Origin of the sequence: Breznakiella homolactica (assembly GCF_016616095.2) — a bacterium.
GTDB lineage: Bacteria > Spirochaetota > Spirochaetia > Treponematales > Breznakiellaceae > Breznakiella > Breznakiella homolactica.
The window spans coordinates 1,291,877-1,306,599 of the sequence record NZ_CP067089.2 but is presented as its reverse complement, the minus strand read 5'-3'; the positions used below and the strand labels follow the sequence as shown (position 1 = coordinate 1,306,599).

Here is a 14,723-nt window from a genome sequence, read left to right as displayed (position 1 = left end):
AAAAAGACGGCAAAACCCCTGTAATTCAATGCAAATTACCATGGTTTTTTTAAGCTGTCAACGAAAATATGAATAAAAATCTTTTTTGTATGTTATTTTATGAAAAATTGTCAGGTTTTTTGAAATTAAGGCTTTATTTTTTACCGAATTTGTGATAATAAATATATGAACAGAAAATACGCTGCCCGGAGTACTTCGGGTTTTTTCTGCCGTAAAACTTTCAGCCCATGGCTGTATGCGGAAAGGAGGCTCTGCCTATGAAGCGGCTTGAAGATGAGGGCAAATTACTGGACCAGCTGCTTACACTGATCTCCGCGCAGTTCGGCGGCAGCTGCGAAGTTGTCCTGCATGACTTAACAAAAGACTATAACCATACCATAGTGGATATCAGGAACGGCCATATCACCAACCGGGTGGTGGGCGGCTGCGGAAGCAACCTCGGTCTGGAGGTGCTCAACGGGAGTGTCGTGGACGGCGACCGCTTTAATTACGTGACCACCACCGCCGACGGGAAAATTCTGCGGTCTTCTTCGATTTACATCAAAAACGACGAAGGAACGGTGATCGCTTCTATCTGTATCAACCTCGATATTACCGAGACCCTCAAGATGGAAGGGTTCCTCAGGAAGTACAACCATTTTGAATCATCCCAGGGCGAGTTCTTTGCCCAGGATGTAAACAAACTTCTGGATTATCTCATCCAGCAGGCCCAGTCCCTGGTGGGGAAGGATCCGAAGGAAATGAACAAGGACGAACGGATCACCTTCCTGAATTATCTTGACGAAAAAGGGGCTTTCCAGATTTCAAAATCGAGTATCAAGATCTGTGAGGTTCTGGGGATCAGCAAATTCACTCTGTACAGCGATCTCGAGGCTATCCGGGGGAAAGCGGGGTGAGGGGGAGCATCGAGTCTTCCAATCCTGAAAGTACCCGTGTATAGCGGGTCCGCGGGGCCTGTCACTCAAAAAAGGGGATGGGCTCCTGTCTCGGCCTCCGGCCTCCAAAGTCGCTCATCCCCTTTTTTGCGCGCCACCGGGCATTCCCGGTACGACGGGTACTTTCCGGCTTAACCGGCTCGGTGCTGCCCTTTGCGGAGGGCTGCTCCCCCTGATTCCAGCCTCCTCGCGGCAAAACGTTCCGTTTTTCCGCTCCGGGGGCTTCCATCACCCCCACTTCGGATCCCGCGGTTTTGCCGTCTCTCCCGTCTATTAAGGCCAATTACCTAAGCCCGGAAAGGCGCCGTATTACCATGTACAGTGCAGGCACCCGGTGTCACCCCTGAAACTGGTCCAGAAGCATCTTCTCAAAAACCATGGAAGCGCCGCCGGTTACGACCGGGCTTTCGCTGGAGGGCGGAACAATGGAGATGCTTCTGCCCCGGGTATTCATCAGAAACGACAGTTCTCTTTCCAGAGCCGTGTACAGCCCGGAACCCAGAAAGCGCGGGACGGAGCCGGAAAATACGAACTGTTCTATATCATATAGATACACGAAATTGTACAGGGCCGCGGTCAGGTAGGGCAGGAGATAGACGATGATCCGTTTTTTCAATCTTTCGTCCTCCAGAGGTTGGTCTTCGACTGTGACGTTGAATTTCCGGTTAATGGCTCCTGCGCTGATGAGATTTTCCAGGGGGATCGGCGGCGCTTTTCCCGCGGGTACCGCCAGGGTGTTGCCGATCTCCCCGGCTTTATGGTTCTGCCCCTGCCAGAGCCGGCCCTCCAGTATTATTCCCGCCCCAAACCCCGTTCCCAGGGTCATGTACACCAGGCTGGACCGGGCCGCCTCGGTTCCCCGGCAGAAGAGCTCTCCCTTGGCGGCAAGGTTAACATCGTTCTCAACAAAAAATGGCATGGAAAGATTTTTTATCAGCGGTGAAAAAAGTTCGTCGAAGGAAACAGGCTCATGTATACCGAGGGTCCCGAAGCTTACAATCCGGCGGGTGCCGGGATTTACGTTTGAGGGGAACCCGATCCCGGCTCCCAGGACCCGGGTTTTTTTCTTCCGGGCCAGCGCCTTCGCCCGGCTTCCCAGAGCGGACAGGGCTTTTTTATCCCTGAAATCGGAAAAAGGGAACCGTTCCCGGGAGAGGAGTTCTCCGGCCATATTAACGACCCCGATTTCGGCGGTGCTTCCCTCAAAATCCATTCCCACCGCGCAGTACGCGTCGGGGTTAAACCGGATAGGTCTGCTCCTGCGGCCGATTCCGCCTTCCGGAGGGGACTCCTCTTCGGTTTCTATGGCGATTCCCTTTTCAATCAGGTAATCCGCGGCCTTGCTTACGGTGGGAAAACTCATTCCCGTGATGCGGACGATACCGGCCCGGGAAATTTCCCGTTCCCGGGAAAGAATATCAAAGACCAATCTGCGGTTTTGGGATTTGAGGTATTCCGGGAGGTATCGTCCCATGGGCTGCTCCTTTCCGCGGGGAAACCGCTGCAATTTGAGATTGCATAACCGGTGTCCCTGTGGTAGAGTATAGGTCATATTGATTACTTAGTAAAGTTTATTTAGTAAATATCGGAGGAATATATGGCAGGGACAATGACGGACTATATCACGGAACAGCCCCGGGTGCTGCGGTCGATTCTGGGGGACCGCAAAGAAAATACGCTGCGCTTTACGGAGGAGTGGAAGCGCGGCAGCCCGGACCGGCTCTACCTTGTGGCCAGCGGGACATCAAACAACGCCGCGGCCATGGCGGTGCCCTTTATGGAAGAACTCCTGGGGACGGAAGTCCGTGTCGCGCCTCCGACGCTGCTGCCCCGGGTATACGGCAATTCGCCCTTTGCTTTGTTCGTATCCCAGGGAGGCAATTCCAACAATACGATTTCCGCGATAGAGCAATGGAAGGGTATTCATTCCCTGGCGCTCACCGGACAGAAGGAATGCCGGATAAACGAAATCCATCCCCATGTTTCAATCGGCTGCGGTCCGGAAACCGCGGGCCCGAAAACCAAGGGCTATACCGCCACGGTTATGACCTTGTATCTCCTGGCCCTCGAAACGGCCCTGGCCCTGGGCCGTATTTCCGGGGAAGAATACCGCTCCTATATCGGAGTTCTGGAAACAGCGGTGGAAAATATGGAAGGAAACATCCGGCGCTGTGAAACCTGGCTTTCCGAAAACCTGGAGTCCTTAAAAAAGATTGAAAAATGTTTTGTGGTCGCCCGGACCACAGCCTTTCCGGTTGCCCAGGAAGGGGCTTTGAAAATTCTCGAGACCATGCTGGTTCCCGCGGCCGCCTATGAATTCGAGGAATACCTCCACGGGCCGATCTGTGCCCTGGACGATAGAATGGCGGGAATTTACCTGCTGCCGGAATCAGGAGACGGCGCCTTTAACCGGATGAACCGGCTCGTGGAATTCCACCGGGGAATTTCGCCCCTGGTTTTTACCGCGGGGAGTTTGGGCGGAGACAAACGGGACTGCGGCCTCGCGCTGTCAGGCCGGTGGTACACCGAACCCTTTGAACTCATTCTTCCCTGCCAGATTATGGGGGCGAAACTTCCGGCAGTTCTGGGTATCGAAGATAACGGCTCGAAGGTGTACAAGGCGCTGGATTCCGCCCTGAATATCAAATTCGCAGGGGGAATCTGATGTACGTGCTTGGGATTGACAGCGGCGGCACCCATTACCGGGTGCTTGCGGTGGATGAAAACGGACAAAAACTGGGGGAATATTCCGGCGGAACCTGCAGCCATTACTATTTTCCCCGGGAAGAAATGGTCCGCGGCATTAACGAAAATATCGACCGGTGCCTTGAAACCTTCGGCGGCCGGCGGGAAGACTGCCGCTATATTGTCTGCGGAACCACCGGACTGGACAGCAAGGAAGACGAAGCCATACTCATTGAGGCCTATGAAAGCCTTGCGGGGTTCAGCTGTCCGGTTTACTGTATCAACGACGCGGAGCTCGCCCACCACACCGTTACCGGCGGGGTGGGGGCTCTGGTGATATCCGGCACCGGGTCCATAGCATTCGGCCGCAGCTCCGACGGCCGGAGCGCCCGGACGGGGGGGTGGCTTTTTTCAATTATGGGCGAGGAAGGATCGGGATCCTGGGTTTCCCGCATGGCTCTGCGCCACCTGGGGAACTGTCTCGACGGCGCCGCGGAGCGGGGTCCTCTGGCGGAACTCGTGTCCGCCGAGACCAATGTCCATACCCACAAGGAACTCATGGATCTGGCGGTTGCCATCGGTACGCCCCCGTGGCGGGAGCCAAAACTCGGCGCTCTTGTGGACAAAGCCGCCGATGCCGGAGATCCCTATGCCGCCGAGATTATCACCAAAGCGGCCCATGAGATATTCAAGCTTGCGGAAACCATTGTCACCATGCTGCAGCTCGATGCTGAACCGGATTTTAAAATCGGAATCTGGGGGAGCAATATCGTGAACAGCCGCCGCCACCGGGAGATTTTTACCGGGCTCATAGGGCAGCGGTTTCCCCGGGCGGCGGTAATTCTTCCGTCAAAAAGCGCGGCCCAGGGCGCGGCGGAACTGGCCCTGGACCGGCTGAAAAAAAACGGCTGAAACTGATCGGAGAATTCAATATGAACCCCAGGATTGTATATCTGCCTTTGGATGAGCGGCCCTGCAACTATGATTACCCGCAGACAGTTGCCCGGATCGGCGGGGCGGAAATCACTGTCCCTCCGATGGAAATAATGGGGAACTATAAAATACCGGCGGATACGGAGGCCCTCTGGGAATGGCTGCTCCGGGAATCCCGGTCCGCAAGCCACGCGGTGGTATCCATGGATCTCCTCTGCTACGGGGGGATAGTGCCGTCCCGGCTTCACCATAGCACTGCGGAGGAATGCGCCCGCCGGGCGAACCGTCTCGGGGAGCTTAAGGGACAGAATCCCGGACTCAGGGTTTACGCTTTCCAGCTTATCACCCGCGCTCCCGCGCGGAACGGCAGCGGTGAGGAACCGGATTACTATGAGCACCACGGTTACGATATTTTCCGGTATGGGGTTATTTCCGACAAGGAAAACTCCGGCGCAGCGGCGCCTTCGGAACTCTCGGAAAAGGAGGACATCCTCCGCCGGGTTCCGGGGAATTTCCTTGAGGATTTTCTCGCCCGCAGGGAAATTAACTTCCTGACCAACACCGGGACCATCGACCTGGCTTCCCGGGGAATCATCGACCATCTGGTAATTCCCCTGGACGACTGCGCGGAATACGGTTTCGCTCCGGCGGAACGGCGGCGCCTGGCCCTTAAGGCCGCGGAACTCGTGATGCTTTCAAAAATATCCATGTATCCCGGGGCTGATGAAATGGGATGTACCCTGATTGCCCGGGCTTTATGCGATACGGCGAATGTTTCCCCGAAATTCTGGGTGGAGTATTCCTCCAATACCGGCAAACTTACAATACCTCCCTATGAGGACCGGACCATCGGTGAGACCGTCCCGCACCATATCCGGACCGCCGGGGCTTCTTCCGCGAAGCATCCCGGGGAAGCCGACATTGCCCTGATGGTCAATCCGCCCACGGCTTTCAGCAACCGGATAAAATTCGAGCTGGACCGGCGGAAGCTGTACATGGAGCCGGAACGCAATCTCCCCGCGTTCATGGACCGCATCAAAGATTTCCTCGCCGCCGGATCGGTATGCGCCGTGGCGGACTGCGCCGTACCGGACGGGGCCGACCAATGCCTGATGGTTTTTCTCAAGGAGCAGAATTTGCTCGGCGCGATCCATGGCTATTCCGGATGGAATACGTCATCCAACGCCATGGGAACCGCGGTGGCCCACGCAGCAGCCGTCTGCATTGCCAGAAAACAGGGGAGCTTCACCGGCGCCGTACAGGAACTTTCCGATAAATTCCGGTTTTCCCGGTATATCGAAGACTGGGGATACATGACCCAGGTCCGGCAGGATATCATTGATCTGATAAACACCGGGGACTTCGGGCCGTCTGTCACGGTCCGGGATCTTGATGGAAAGGGCGCTGCCATCGCGGAGGAAGCGACCCGCCGCCTCCGGGCTTTTGCCGGAGAAAACTTCGCGGCCGTTCCCTGGGATATTTCAGCGGAAATGCCCTGGAACCGGATGTTTGAGATCCGCCTTACCCTTACCCGGACAGATGGGCCGCGCTAAAAGGACACGCTGTCCTGACTGGCCGACCGTATCCGTACCGTCTTATCACCGGGAAACCAGAAGTGGGGGTAGCGTAAGACTTGCCCCCTGCGGCGTCAAGTCTTTTAGGAGTTTTGCTCCGCAAAACTCCAGAGGCGGTACGGCAAGGCTGGAGCGAGGGGGAGCAGCCCCCCATGGAAGGGGCTGCACCGAGCCGGTTAAGCCGGAAAGCGCCCGCCGTAATGGCAGCGCCGGGTGGCACGGGAAAGCGGGTATGAGCGGTTTTCGAGGCCGCAGGCCGACGCACCGCCATACCCGCTTTCCCGTGCCGGGCCCCGCGGACCTGGTACCCACGGGTGCTTTCCGGCTTGTCAGACCCGGTGCTCCCCCCGTATTGATTTTACCGCGGTATTGATCTACATTTTGAAAAACAGGGCAACCGGAAGGAGGCGCTGGTTGGCAAACATCAAGGACATTGCCAAGGCCGCAAACGTATCGGTAACGACCGTTTCCAATGTTCTCAACGGAAAAGCCAATGTTGGGCCGGAAACACGTGAAAAAATACTCAGCCTCTGCAGGGAAATGGATTACCATCCCAACATTATGGCCCGGAACCTCAAGTCCGGTAAAACCAATACCGCCATGTTCTGCTTCAGCGATTTTGAACGGAGTTTTTACCTGAAAATTATCAACGGTATCAACGACTGTCTCCATGAACATCATATCGGTATGATTATCTGTACCCACTCGGCCATCAACAGTTTCCTCAGGAACGGTTTTGTTGACGGGGCCATTGTCCTGGATAAAAGCATCAACGACCGGCAGATTCTGGACGCCGCCAGCCAGGACATGAACCTTGTGGTGATGGACCGCATCCTGGATTCTCCCAAAGTCAGTTCGGTGGTAACCGATAACCGCGCCAGTATGGAGGAACTGACCAAGCGCCTGGTTCAAAAGGGGTACCGCAGATTTAATTACCTCGGCGGCATTGAAAATACCCCGGACCATGTGGAACGCTACGAAGCCTTCAAGGCTGTCCTTAAAACCAACCGTATTGCCTTTACCCCGGACAATTATTACCAGGGGGATTATTCCGTTCAGAGCGGCATACGGGCGGGAAATATTATGGCCATGGGGGGGAATCTCCCGGATGTGGTGGTATGCGCCAACGATAATATGGCCGCGGGAGTTGTCCAGGCTTTTCGGGAATTCGATGTGGACGTGCCTAAACGGGTGGCGGTATCGGGTTTTGACGGTGACCACATGTCGGAACTGCCCGACGGGTACCTTACCACCGCCGCGATTCCCCGTTACGAGATGGGGTATCTGGCTGCGGAGACACTGGTAAAAATGATGAACGAAGGAATGCCTGCCATGGAGCGAAAAATTAAGGCGCCGGTGGTATGGGGCCGTTCGACCCGTTAGATGTAAAACGTTTAACTTGCAATAATACATTTTTTTTAAAATCTGCAATAAGCCCAGAAATATTCGTTTTTTTTCAAAAAAAATTGATTGACACCGGTACTATGCGATGGTATCGTGGGTTTAACGTTTAACTAAACGTTCCTATCTACATCCAATCCATGATCAATAAGGAGGATATGGGATGAACAGCAGAAATATTTTTTCCTTGGCACTAATTGGAATACTGGCCTTGTCCGCGTTTACCGGATGCGGCAACAGCGGTTCGTCGTCGTCCGGAAAAAAAGCCGGAAGCAACGTAACCGTACAGATTTTCCAGAGCAAGGTAGAAATCGTCGATCAGCTGGAAGCAATGGCTAAGGAGTATACCGAGCTGACCGGCGTAAAGGTTGAAGTGCTCGGCGCTTCGGGGGACAACTATATGGATACCCTGGTAGGCAAGCTCACCAGCGGCCAGGGTCCTACTATTTTCAATGTTTCCCCCGGCGGACGGCTGGAACGGCTCCATTCGTATCTGTATGATCTTTCGGGGCAGCCTTATATTTCGGACATTGCGGATAACCAGGCACTGGTGTATGACGGAAAGATTCTCGGTGTACCCTACAGTGTTGAAGGATACGGACTGATCTACAACAAGAAACTTGTGGATCCTTCACGGATGACCGATTTTAACAGTTTCAGGTCCTATGCCGCGTCCCTCAAGGCTTCCGGCGTTGACCCGGTTCAGATGTCCGACAAAGCCTACTTCCTGGTGGGCCACATCCTCAATGTTCCCTTTGCCATGCAGGATAATTATCTTGATTATATCGCCAAACTCAACAAGGGTGAGGTGAAAATGGCGGCGACCCCGGAGTTCCAGGAATGGGCGCGGTTTATGGAAGTTATCCGGGCCAATACCGCCAATCCCATGGGAGTTACCTATGATGATCAGATCGCGAATTTTGCCACCGGCAAAACCGCGATGATCCACCAGGGAAACTGGGTCTGGGGTATGTTCGCCGACTACGGTGTTACCTTTGATATGTCCATCGCGCCGCTTCCGCTTATGGGCAACGATAAGCTGTCCGTAGGTATGCCCAACGCGTGGTGTATCAACAAGGACCGCAGCCAGGAAGAAATCACCGAAGCCCTTAAATTCTTTGAGTGGTTCTTTACCAGCGAGCGGGGGCATCATTATATCGCCAATGAATTCAACTTCATTCCCGCCCTCAAGAGTGTACCGGTATCGGGACTTGATCCTCTTTCCACTGTGGTACATGAATACACCCGGAGCGGAAAAACCCTGCCCTGGACCTACCGTGACTGGCCGGAAGGGCTTATCAATACCCATATTCTTCCCACTGCCCAGAAATTCTTCTCCGATACATCCATGACGGGTCAGCGTTTCCTGGAAGAACTGGATAAGGCCTGGGTTGAAGGAGCGGCGAAGTAATTGTAAAAAAGGTAACGGTCTCCGCCGCGGCAGCCGGGGCGGAAACCGTTCTGACCGGATTCCCGGGACACCACCGCCTGGGGTGCTTCCCGGAAAACAGAAAGGGTACGTATGAGGGTCCAGAAAAATATTGCCTATTATTCATTTTTGATCATACCGGCGGCAACGGTTCTTATTTTTATCACGGTGGTGATTATTCCGTTCATAATCGGTATCGGATATTCTTTTTTTACCTGGGACGGTATACCCGCCAATCCGAAGATATGGAACGGTATCGGCAATTATATCCGCATTTTCTCGGATGCGCGTTTTTGGCGCTCCGGTATGCATACCCTGGTTTTTACCTTTTTCAGTGTCCTTTCCACGAATCTTCTGGGGCTCCTGCTCGCGCTGGTGGTGACCACCAATCTCCGTACCCGCAATGCCGCCCGGGCAATGTTTTTCGCGCCCTATCTTATCGGCGGACTGCTTTTGGGATTTATCTGGAAATTTGTTTTTGCCAGACCATTCCCCGCCATCGGGGAGCTGCTCGGCCTTGAAAAAATATTTTTTAACTGGCTCCTGCAGCCGGCTTCGGCCATGGCTGCTCTGGTGATCGTCAATACCTGGAAAATGGCCGGCTACATTATGATAATCTACATCGCGGGTTTGCAGGGCATTCCCATGGATCTCCTGGAAGCCGCCAGTGTCGACGGCGCCACCGGATGGCAGCGGTTCCGCAGTATCACGGTTCCCCTGCTGATGCCCGCCATCACGGTTACAACCTTTATGACCCTTTCCAATTCATTCAAAATTTACGATGTCAACTTATCCCTTACAGCGGGCGGGCCTTTTTCCTCAACGGAAATGTTTGCCATCAACATTTACAATGAAATCTTCACCATCGGCAATTACGGATACGGACAGGCAAAGGCCATTGTGTTTTTTGTGTTCGTGGCGGTTATTACCCTGGTTCAGACATATTTTAACAAACGCCGGGAGGTGGTAATGTGAAAAAGCGAACAAACATTATCTGCTCCATATTGTTATTTCTCGCGGCGCTGCTGTACCTGTCTCCGTTTTACGTTGTTATTGTTAACTCGTTCAAAAACCGGGCGGAGATCAGTCTTAATCCCCTGGGACTGCCGAAGACGCTGACCTTTGAATATTACCAGACCGCCATGCAGAAAATGAATTTCGGGAGTGCCCTGACAAATTCTCTGTTTGTGACGGTTCTCAGTATTGTTTTTATTATTATCCTTACCTCAGCCACCGCGTGGATAATGGTACGCAGACCTTCAAAGATAGGCTCTGTGGTTTTTTACATTTTTATCGCCACCATGATTATTCCGTTCCAGTCCATCATGATGCCCCTGATGCAGTTTATGGGAATCCTGAAAAATACTACCGGTATCCCTTTCCTGAACAGCCATTTCGGATTGATCTACATGAACATCGGGTTCGGCGTCGGCATGTGCGTCTTCCTGTACCATGGGTTTATAAAATCTATCCCGGTATCCATAGAAGAAGCCGCCACCATAGACGGCTGCAACACCTGGCAGCTTTTTCTGCGGATTGTTTTCCCCATGCTTAAAACTACCACGGTGACGGCCATGATTCTCCAGGTTATCCATATCTGGAACGACTTTCTGCTGCCGTCCCTGGTGCTTTCCAGCAAAGACCTCAGGACTATCCCGCTTTCAACTTATTCGTTCTTCGGTGAATACACCATCCAGTGGAACCTCGCTATGGCAGGGCTTACCCTTACCATACTGCCGGTGATTATCTTCTATATTGCAGCGCAAAAATATATCGTCGCCGGTGTTTCCAGCGGAGCTATTAAGCAATAGCGCGATCATTACATTCGGAGCATACAGCATATTATGAACACTTGGAAACTCGAAGAGCATGAGCTCGATCTATCTAACCTCCGCAAACAGGAGTCTCTTTTTGCCCAGGGCAACGGATACTTCGGATGGCGGGGAACCTTTGAGGAGGGCGGCGTACCAAATTCACTGGAAGGCTGTTACCTCAACGGGTTTTACGAAACCTTTCCGATAAAATACCCTGAAACCGCCTATGGGTATCCCGGGCAGGGGCAGACCATGCTCAACGTAATGAATGCCAAAACCATCCGTCTGGAAGCGGATGGGGAACCGGTCCGGATGGATCCGGATAAAATCCGGGAATACCATAGGGAACTGGATTTCCGGACAGGGGTACTGTCCCGTTCTTTTGTGTTTGCCGCCAGTGGCGGAAAGAGTATCCGGGTCGCCGTGCGCCGGGTTGTCAGCTTTGTACGGAAGCACTGCGGTGCCATTGCTTTTTCGGTGACACCGATTGATTTTTCGGGAAAACTCACCATTATGTCGGCTTTGGATACGAAGTCCAGCAACCAGAACGCCGATAAGGATCCCCGGATCGGAACCCATCTCCCGGAGAATTGTTTTGAGCGGATTGAAACCGGCCGGAACGGCAATACTCTGCATGCCGTCCAGCGTACAATCCGCAGCGGGCTGACCGTAGCCTGCGCCGCGGGCCACACGGTAACGGGTGAATCCGGCTGTGACTATACCTGCGGGGAACAATCCCTTGAACTGGCGTTTGCCTTTGACTGTGTTCCCGGAAGTACGGTGGAATTTGAAAAGTACATAGCCTACTGCGGCGAGACCAGTCTGTGCGGCGGTGACGGTGATCCGCTCACAACGGTACTCGGAGAAACTGAAGCAGCGGCCCGGGAAGGTTTTGACGTTCTGGTTTCGGAAAATGAATCCTACCTTTCCCGGTACTGGGAAACCGCGGGGATCGAAATTAACGGGGATGACTATCTGCAGCAGGGCCTGAGATTCAACAGTTTCCACCTGATACAATCCGTCGGGAAGGACAGCTGCCGCAGTGTTGCCGCGAAGGGGCTTACCGGAGAAGGCTACGAAGGCCATTATTTCTGGGACACGGAAATCTACGTAATTCCGTCGTTCCTCTACTCCAATCCCGAAATATGCCGAAACCTTCTGGAATACCGTTACCAATGCCTGCCGGCGGCCCGGGAACGGGCCCGGGAGATGGGGCATAAAAACGGGGCATTGTTCGCCTGGCGGACAATCAACGGCGCGGAATGTTCCGCGTACTTCCCGGCGGGAACGGCCCAGTACCATATCAACGGCGACATTGCCGTGGCGGTAAAGAATTACGTTCAGGTCACCGGGGATGCTGGTTTTCTGGAAGAGTGCGGCGCGGAGATACTGTTTGAAACCGCCCGGTTCTGGAGGGATCTGGGAAATTATTCGGAAGAAAGGAACGGCATGTTCTGCATCAACTGCGTAACCGGTCCCGATGAGTATACCGCCTTAGTCAACAACAACTTCTACACCAACCGGATCGCCCGGGAAAATCTGTGGTACGCCCATAGTATTTACACGAAACTTGAAGAAAAAAATCCCCGGCGGCTTTCGGAACTCCGCGAAAAAATCGGACTCGGACCGGAAGAGCCTCAGGAATGGAAGCGGGCAGGGGACGCGATGTTTTTTCCGTATGATGAAAAGCGCGGAGTCTTTCTGCAGGATGACAGTTTTGCCTATAAAGCGGACTGGGATTTTTCCGGGACACCGAAGGAACACTATCCGCTGCTGCTCCACTACCATCCCCTGGTGCTGTACCGCCACCGGGTGCTCAAACAGGCCGATACGGTACTGGCGGACTTTATGCTTGACCAGTATATCAGCGATGATCAGATCAAACGGGATTTTGATTATTACGAACCCCTTACGACCCATGATTCATCACTGTCAGTCTGTATCTACAGTATAGTCGCCAGCAGGATCGGATACCTCGATAAAGCCTATGATTATTTTCTGCGGTCTGCCCGCACGGACCTGGATGACCATAAGGGCAATACCAAGGATGGTGTCCACATCGCCAACATGGCCGGAACGGTTATGTGTATTATCAACGGATTTGCCGGTGTCCGGCAGTACGACGGAAGGCTGGAACTGCGGCCGCTGCTCCCCGGAAAATGGAAGTCCTACAAATTCAGGCTTCGGTTCCGCCGGTGTCTTATTGAAGTAGCCATTGCCGGGGAAGGCGTTCTGCTGACGCTTCTTACGGGAAAGGAAATGTCCCTGGTCTGCTGGGGCAGGACACTGGAACTTACGGAAAATAATCCCCAGATGGTTCCGCTGAACCCGGCGGATACCGCCGCTCCAAAGGAAGAAAGGATAGGAATACTATGAATCTGATTTACCTTCATACCCATGATACGGGACGGTACCTCGAACCCTACGGCTACGCGGTCCCGACCCCGCGTCTCCGTGAGCTTGCGGGCCAGTCCGCGCTGTTCCGGAACAACTACTGCTGCGGCCCCACCTGTTCCCCCAGCCGCAGCGCGATGCTTACGGGAATGGTTCCCCACAGCTGCGGCATGATGGGGCTGGCCCACAGGGGATTCAGTATCGATTACACGAAACACCTTGCCCAGTATCTCGGCAGGAACGGGTTTGAGACGGTACTCTGCGGGATGCAGCACGAAGCGGCGGATGCCGGTATGATCGGGTACAGCCGGGTATATATCGCCGATAAAGCGGGAATGGAAAACGCGACCCAGTGGGATGAGGCAAACGCGGCATCGGCAATTTCGTTCCTCCGGGAAAACCATTCAAAACCATTTTTCCTGTCCTTTGGTCTGGAACATACCCACCGGCCTTTTACGGAATTTGATGACGATCTTTCCCGGAAGTACCTCCGCTCGCCGGATCCCCTGCCGAACAGTCCGGAAATCCGCGGAGATATGCAGGGGTTTTTAACCTCCGCCCGGAGAGCGGATACCGTTCTCGGTTCGGTCCTGGATGAAATCCGGCGGCTGGGGCTCGATAAAGACTCGGTGATTTTTTACACCACGGACCATGGCATTGCCTTTCCCTTTATGAAGTGCAATCTCTACGACAGCGGTATCGGGACGGCCCTGATGATCCGCTACCCGGGTAACCCCAGCGCGGGGGCAGCCAAGGATAGCCTGACGAGCCATCTGGATGTGTTTCCCACAGTGTGCGACCTATTGGGTGTTCCGAAACCGGAATGGCTCCAGGGAAAGTCGCTGCTGCCGATTCTTGAAAATAAAAGCGACGAAGTCAACGACCGTATTTTTGCGGAAGTAACCTACCATGCATCCTATGATCCCCAGCGGGCGGTCAGGACGAAACGCTACAAATATATCAGGCGCTTTAACCCGGAACATACGGTGCCGGTGCTTGCGAATATTGACAACAGCCCCTCCAAGGAGTATATGCTTTCCGCCGGCCTGGCGGAGATGGCCATAGACCAGGAGCAGCTCTTTGATCTTGACCTTGATCCCAATGAGCGGCAGAACCGGGTCCATGACGGACAGTACACCGCGGTCAGAAAAGAACTTTCGGATATGCTGGACCATTTTATGGAAGAAACCGATGACCCCCTCAGGAAAGGCCCTGTGCCGCTTCCCAAGGGGGCTTTCGTAAACACCCTGGCCTGCGCCGACCCGGAGAGTCTGCGGGAAGAGGATATCTTTACCCAGGAAACCTGAGGGACCGGTTCACTGCCGGAAGTGCCCTCAATCACCCGGGAACCCGAAGTGGGGGCAGCGTAAGACTTGCCGCTTACGGCGCCAAGTCTTTTAGGAGTTTTGCGGAGCAAAACTCCACCACATATAACGCGGCAAGGCTGGAGCGCAGGGGGAGCCGCCCTCTCTGTCAGGCAGCACCGAGCCGGTTATGCCGGAAAGCCCCCTCGGGCCGTTATGGTAACGCCGGGTGTCACAGGGAAATGGGTTTGGCT

General features: G+C 54.0%; 11 protein-coding genes. 10 read left to right on the top strand and 1 reads right to left on the bottom strand.

Annotated elements, in window-relative coordinates:
- Positions 1-257 precede the first annotated feature (257 nt).
- A complete protein-coding gene (locus JFL75_RS06050) occupies positions 258-896 on the top strand; it encodes a helix-turn-helix transcriptional regulator (protein ID WP_215625791.1) in 639 nt (212 codons plus the stop codon).
- A 376-nt stretch (positions 897-1,272) separates the two neighbouring features.
- Here JFL75_RS06050 and JFL75_RS06045 read toward each other — a convergent pair whose 3' ends face one another.
- Positions 1,273-2,409 carry an ROK family protein gene (locus JFL75_RS06045; RefSeq protein ID WP_215625790.1) on the bottom strand — a complete coding sequence of 379 codons (1,137 nt, stop codon included), beginning with the start codon at positions 2,407-2,409 and terminating at the stop codon, positions 1,273-1,275.
- A gap of 123 nt (positions 2,410-2,532) precedes the next feature.
- Here JFL75_RS06045 and JFL75_RS06040 point away from each other — a divergent pair, with 123 nt between their 5' ends.
- The 9 genes from JFL75_RS06040 (at position 2,533) to JFL75_RS06000 (ending at position 14,472) form a co-directional block, all read left to right on the top strand.
- Positions 2,533-3,600, top strand: a complete 1,068-nt coding sequence (locus JFL75_RS06040) for an SIS domain-containing protein (RefSeq protein WP_215625789.1) — start codon at positions 2,533-2,535, stop codon at positions 3,598-3,600.
- On the top strand, positions 3,600-4,532 hold the full coding sequence (locus JFL75_RS06035; protein WP_215625788.1) for an N-acetylglucosamine kinase: 933 nt from the start codon (positions 3,600-3,602) through the stop codon (positions 4,530-4,532). The genes JFL75_RS06040 and JFL75_RS06035 overlap by 1 nt, the downstream gene beginning before the upstream one ends.
- 20 nt (positions 4,533-4,552) lie before the next feature.
- On the top strand, positions 4,553-6,106 hold the full coding sequence (locus JFL75_RS06030) for a DUF4127 family protein (protein ID WP_215625787.1): 1,554 nt from the start codon (positions 4,553-4,555) through the stop codon (positions 6,104-6,106).
- Between the two features lie 435 nt (positions 6,107-6,541).
- On the top strand, positions 6,542-7,510 hold the full coding sequence (locus JFL75_RS06025) for a LacI family DNA-binding transcriptional regulator (RefSeq protein WP_215625786.1): 969 nt from the start codon (positions 6,542-6,544) through the stop codon (positions 7,508-7,510).
- Positions 7,511-7,691: 181 nt separating this feature from the next.
- On the top strand, positions 7,692-8,939 hold the full coding sequence (locus JFL75_RS06020; protein ID WP_215625785.1) for an ABC transporter substrate-binding protein: 1,248 nt from the start codon (positions 7,692-7,694) through the stop codon (positions 8,937-8,939).
- Positions 8,940-9,050: 111 nt separating this feature from the next.
- The gene (locus tag JFL75_RS06015) at positions 9,051-9,932 is read left to right on the top strand and encodes a carbohydrate ABC transporter permease (RefSeq protein WP_215625784.1); all 882 of its coding nucleotides are present in this window, start codon (positions 9,051-9,053) and stop codon (positions 9,930-9,932) included.
- Positions 9,929-10,768, top strand: coding sequence for a carbohydrate ABC transporter permease (locus JFL75_RS06010; RefSeq protein ID WP_215625783.1), 840 nt, complete (start codon positions 9,929-9,931; stop codon positions 10,766-10,768). Before JFL75_RS06015 ends, JFL75_RS06010 begins: the two co-directional genes overlap by 4 nt.
- A gap of 33 nt (positions 10,769-10,801) precedes the next feature.
- Complete coding sequence (locus tag JFL75_RS06005; protein ID WP_215625782.1) at positions 10,802-13,147, top strand: glycoside hydrolase family 65 protein; 2,346 nt, start codon at positions 10,802-10,804, stop codon at positions 13,145-13,147.
- Positions 13,144-14,472 carry a sulfatase family protein gene (locus JFL75_RS06000; protein ID WP_215625781.1) on the top strand — a complete coding sequence of 443 codons (1,329 nt, stop codon included), beginning with the start codon at positions 13,144-13,146 and terminating at the stop codon, positions 14,470-14,472. The genes JFL75_RS06005 and JFL75_RS06000 overlap by 4 nt, the downstream gene beginning before the upstream one ends.
- Positions 14,473-14,723: the final 251 nt, after the last annotated feature.

Bases quoted from the DNA above. Each gene is read 5' to 3' on its own strand.
- JFL75_RS06045 (WP_215625790.1), bottom strand. From the start codon at position 2,409: ATGGGACGATACCTCCCGGAATACCTCAAATCCCAAAACCGCAGATTG.
- JFL75_RS06020 (WP_215625785.1), top strand. From the start codon at position 7,692: ATGAACAGCAGAAATATTTTTTCCTTGGCACTAATTGGAATACTGGCC.
- JFL75_RS06050 (WP_215625791.1), top strand. From the start codon at position 258: ATGAAGCGGCTTGAAGATGAGGGCAAATTACTGGACCAGCTGCTTACA.
- JFL75_RS06000 (WP_215625781.1), top strand. From the start codon at position 13,144: ATGAATCTGATTTACCTTCATACCCATGATACGGGACGGTACCTCGAA.
- JFL75_RS06040 (WP_215625789.1), top strand. From the start codon at position 2,533: ATGGCAGGGACAATGACGGACTATATCACGGAACAGCCCCGGGTGCTG.
- JFL75_RS06030 (WP_215625787.1), top strand. From the start codon at position 4,553: ATGAACCCCAGGATTGTATATCTGCCTTTGGATGAGCGGCCCTGCAAC.
- JFL75_RS06015 (WP_215625784.1), top strand. From the start codon at position 9,051: ATGAGGGTCCAGAAAAATATTGCCTATTATTCATTTTTGATCATACCG.
- JFL75_RS06035 (WP_215625788.1), top strand. From the start codon at position 3,600: ATGTACGTGCTTGGGATTGACAGCGGCGGCACCCATTACCGGGTGCTT.
- JFL75_RS06005 (WP_215625782.1), top strand. From the start codon at position 10,802: ATGAACACTTGGAAACTCGAAGAGCATGAGCTCGATCTATCTAACCTC.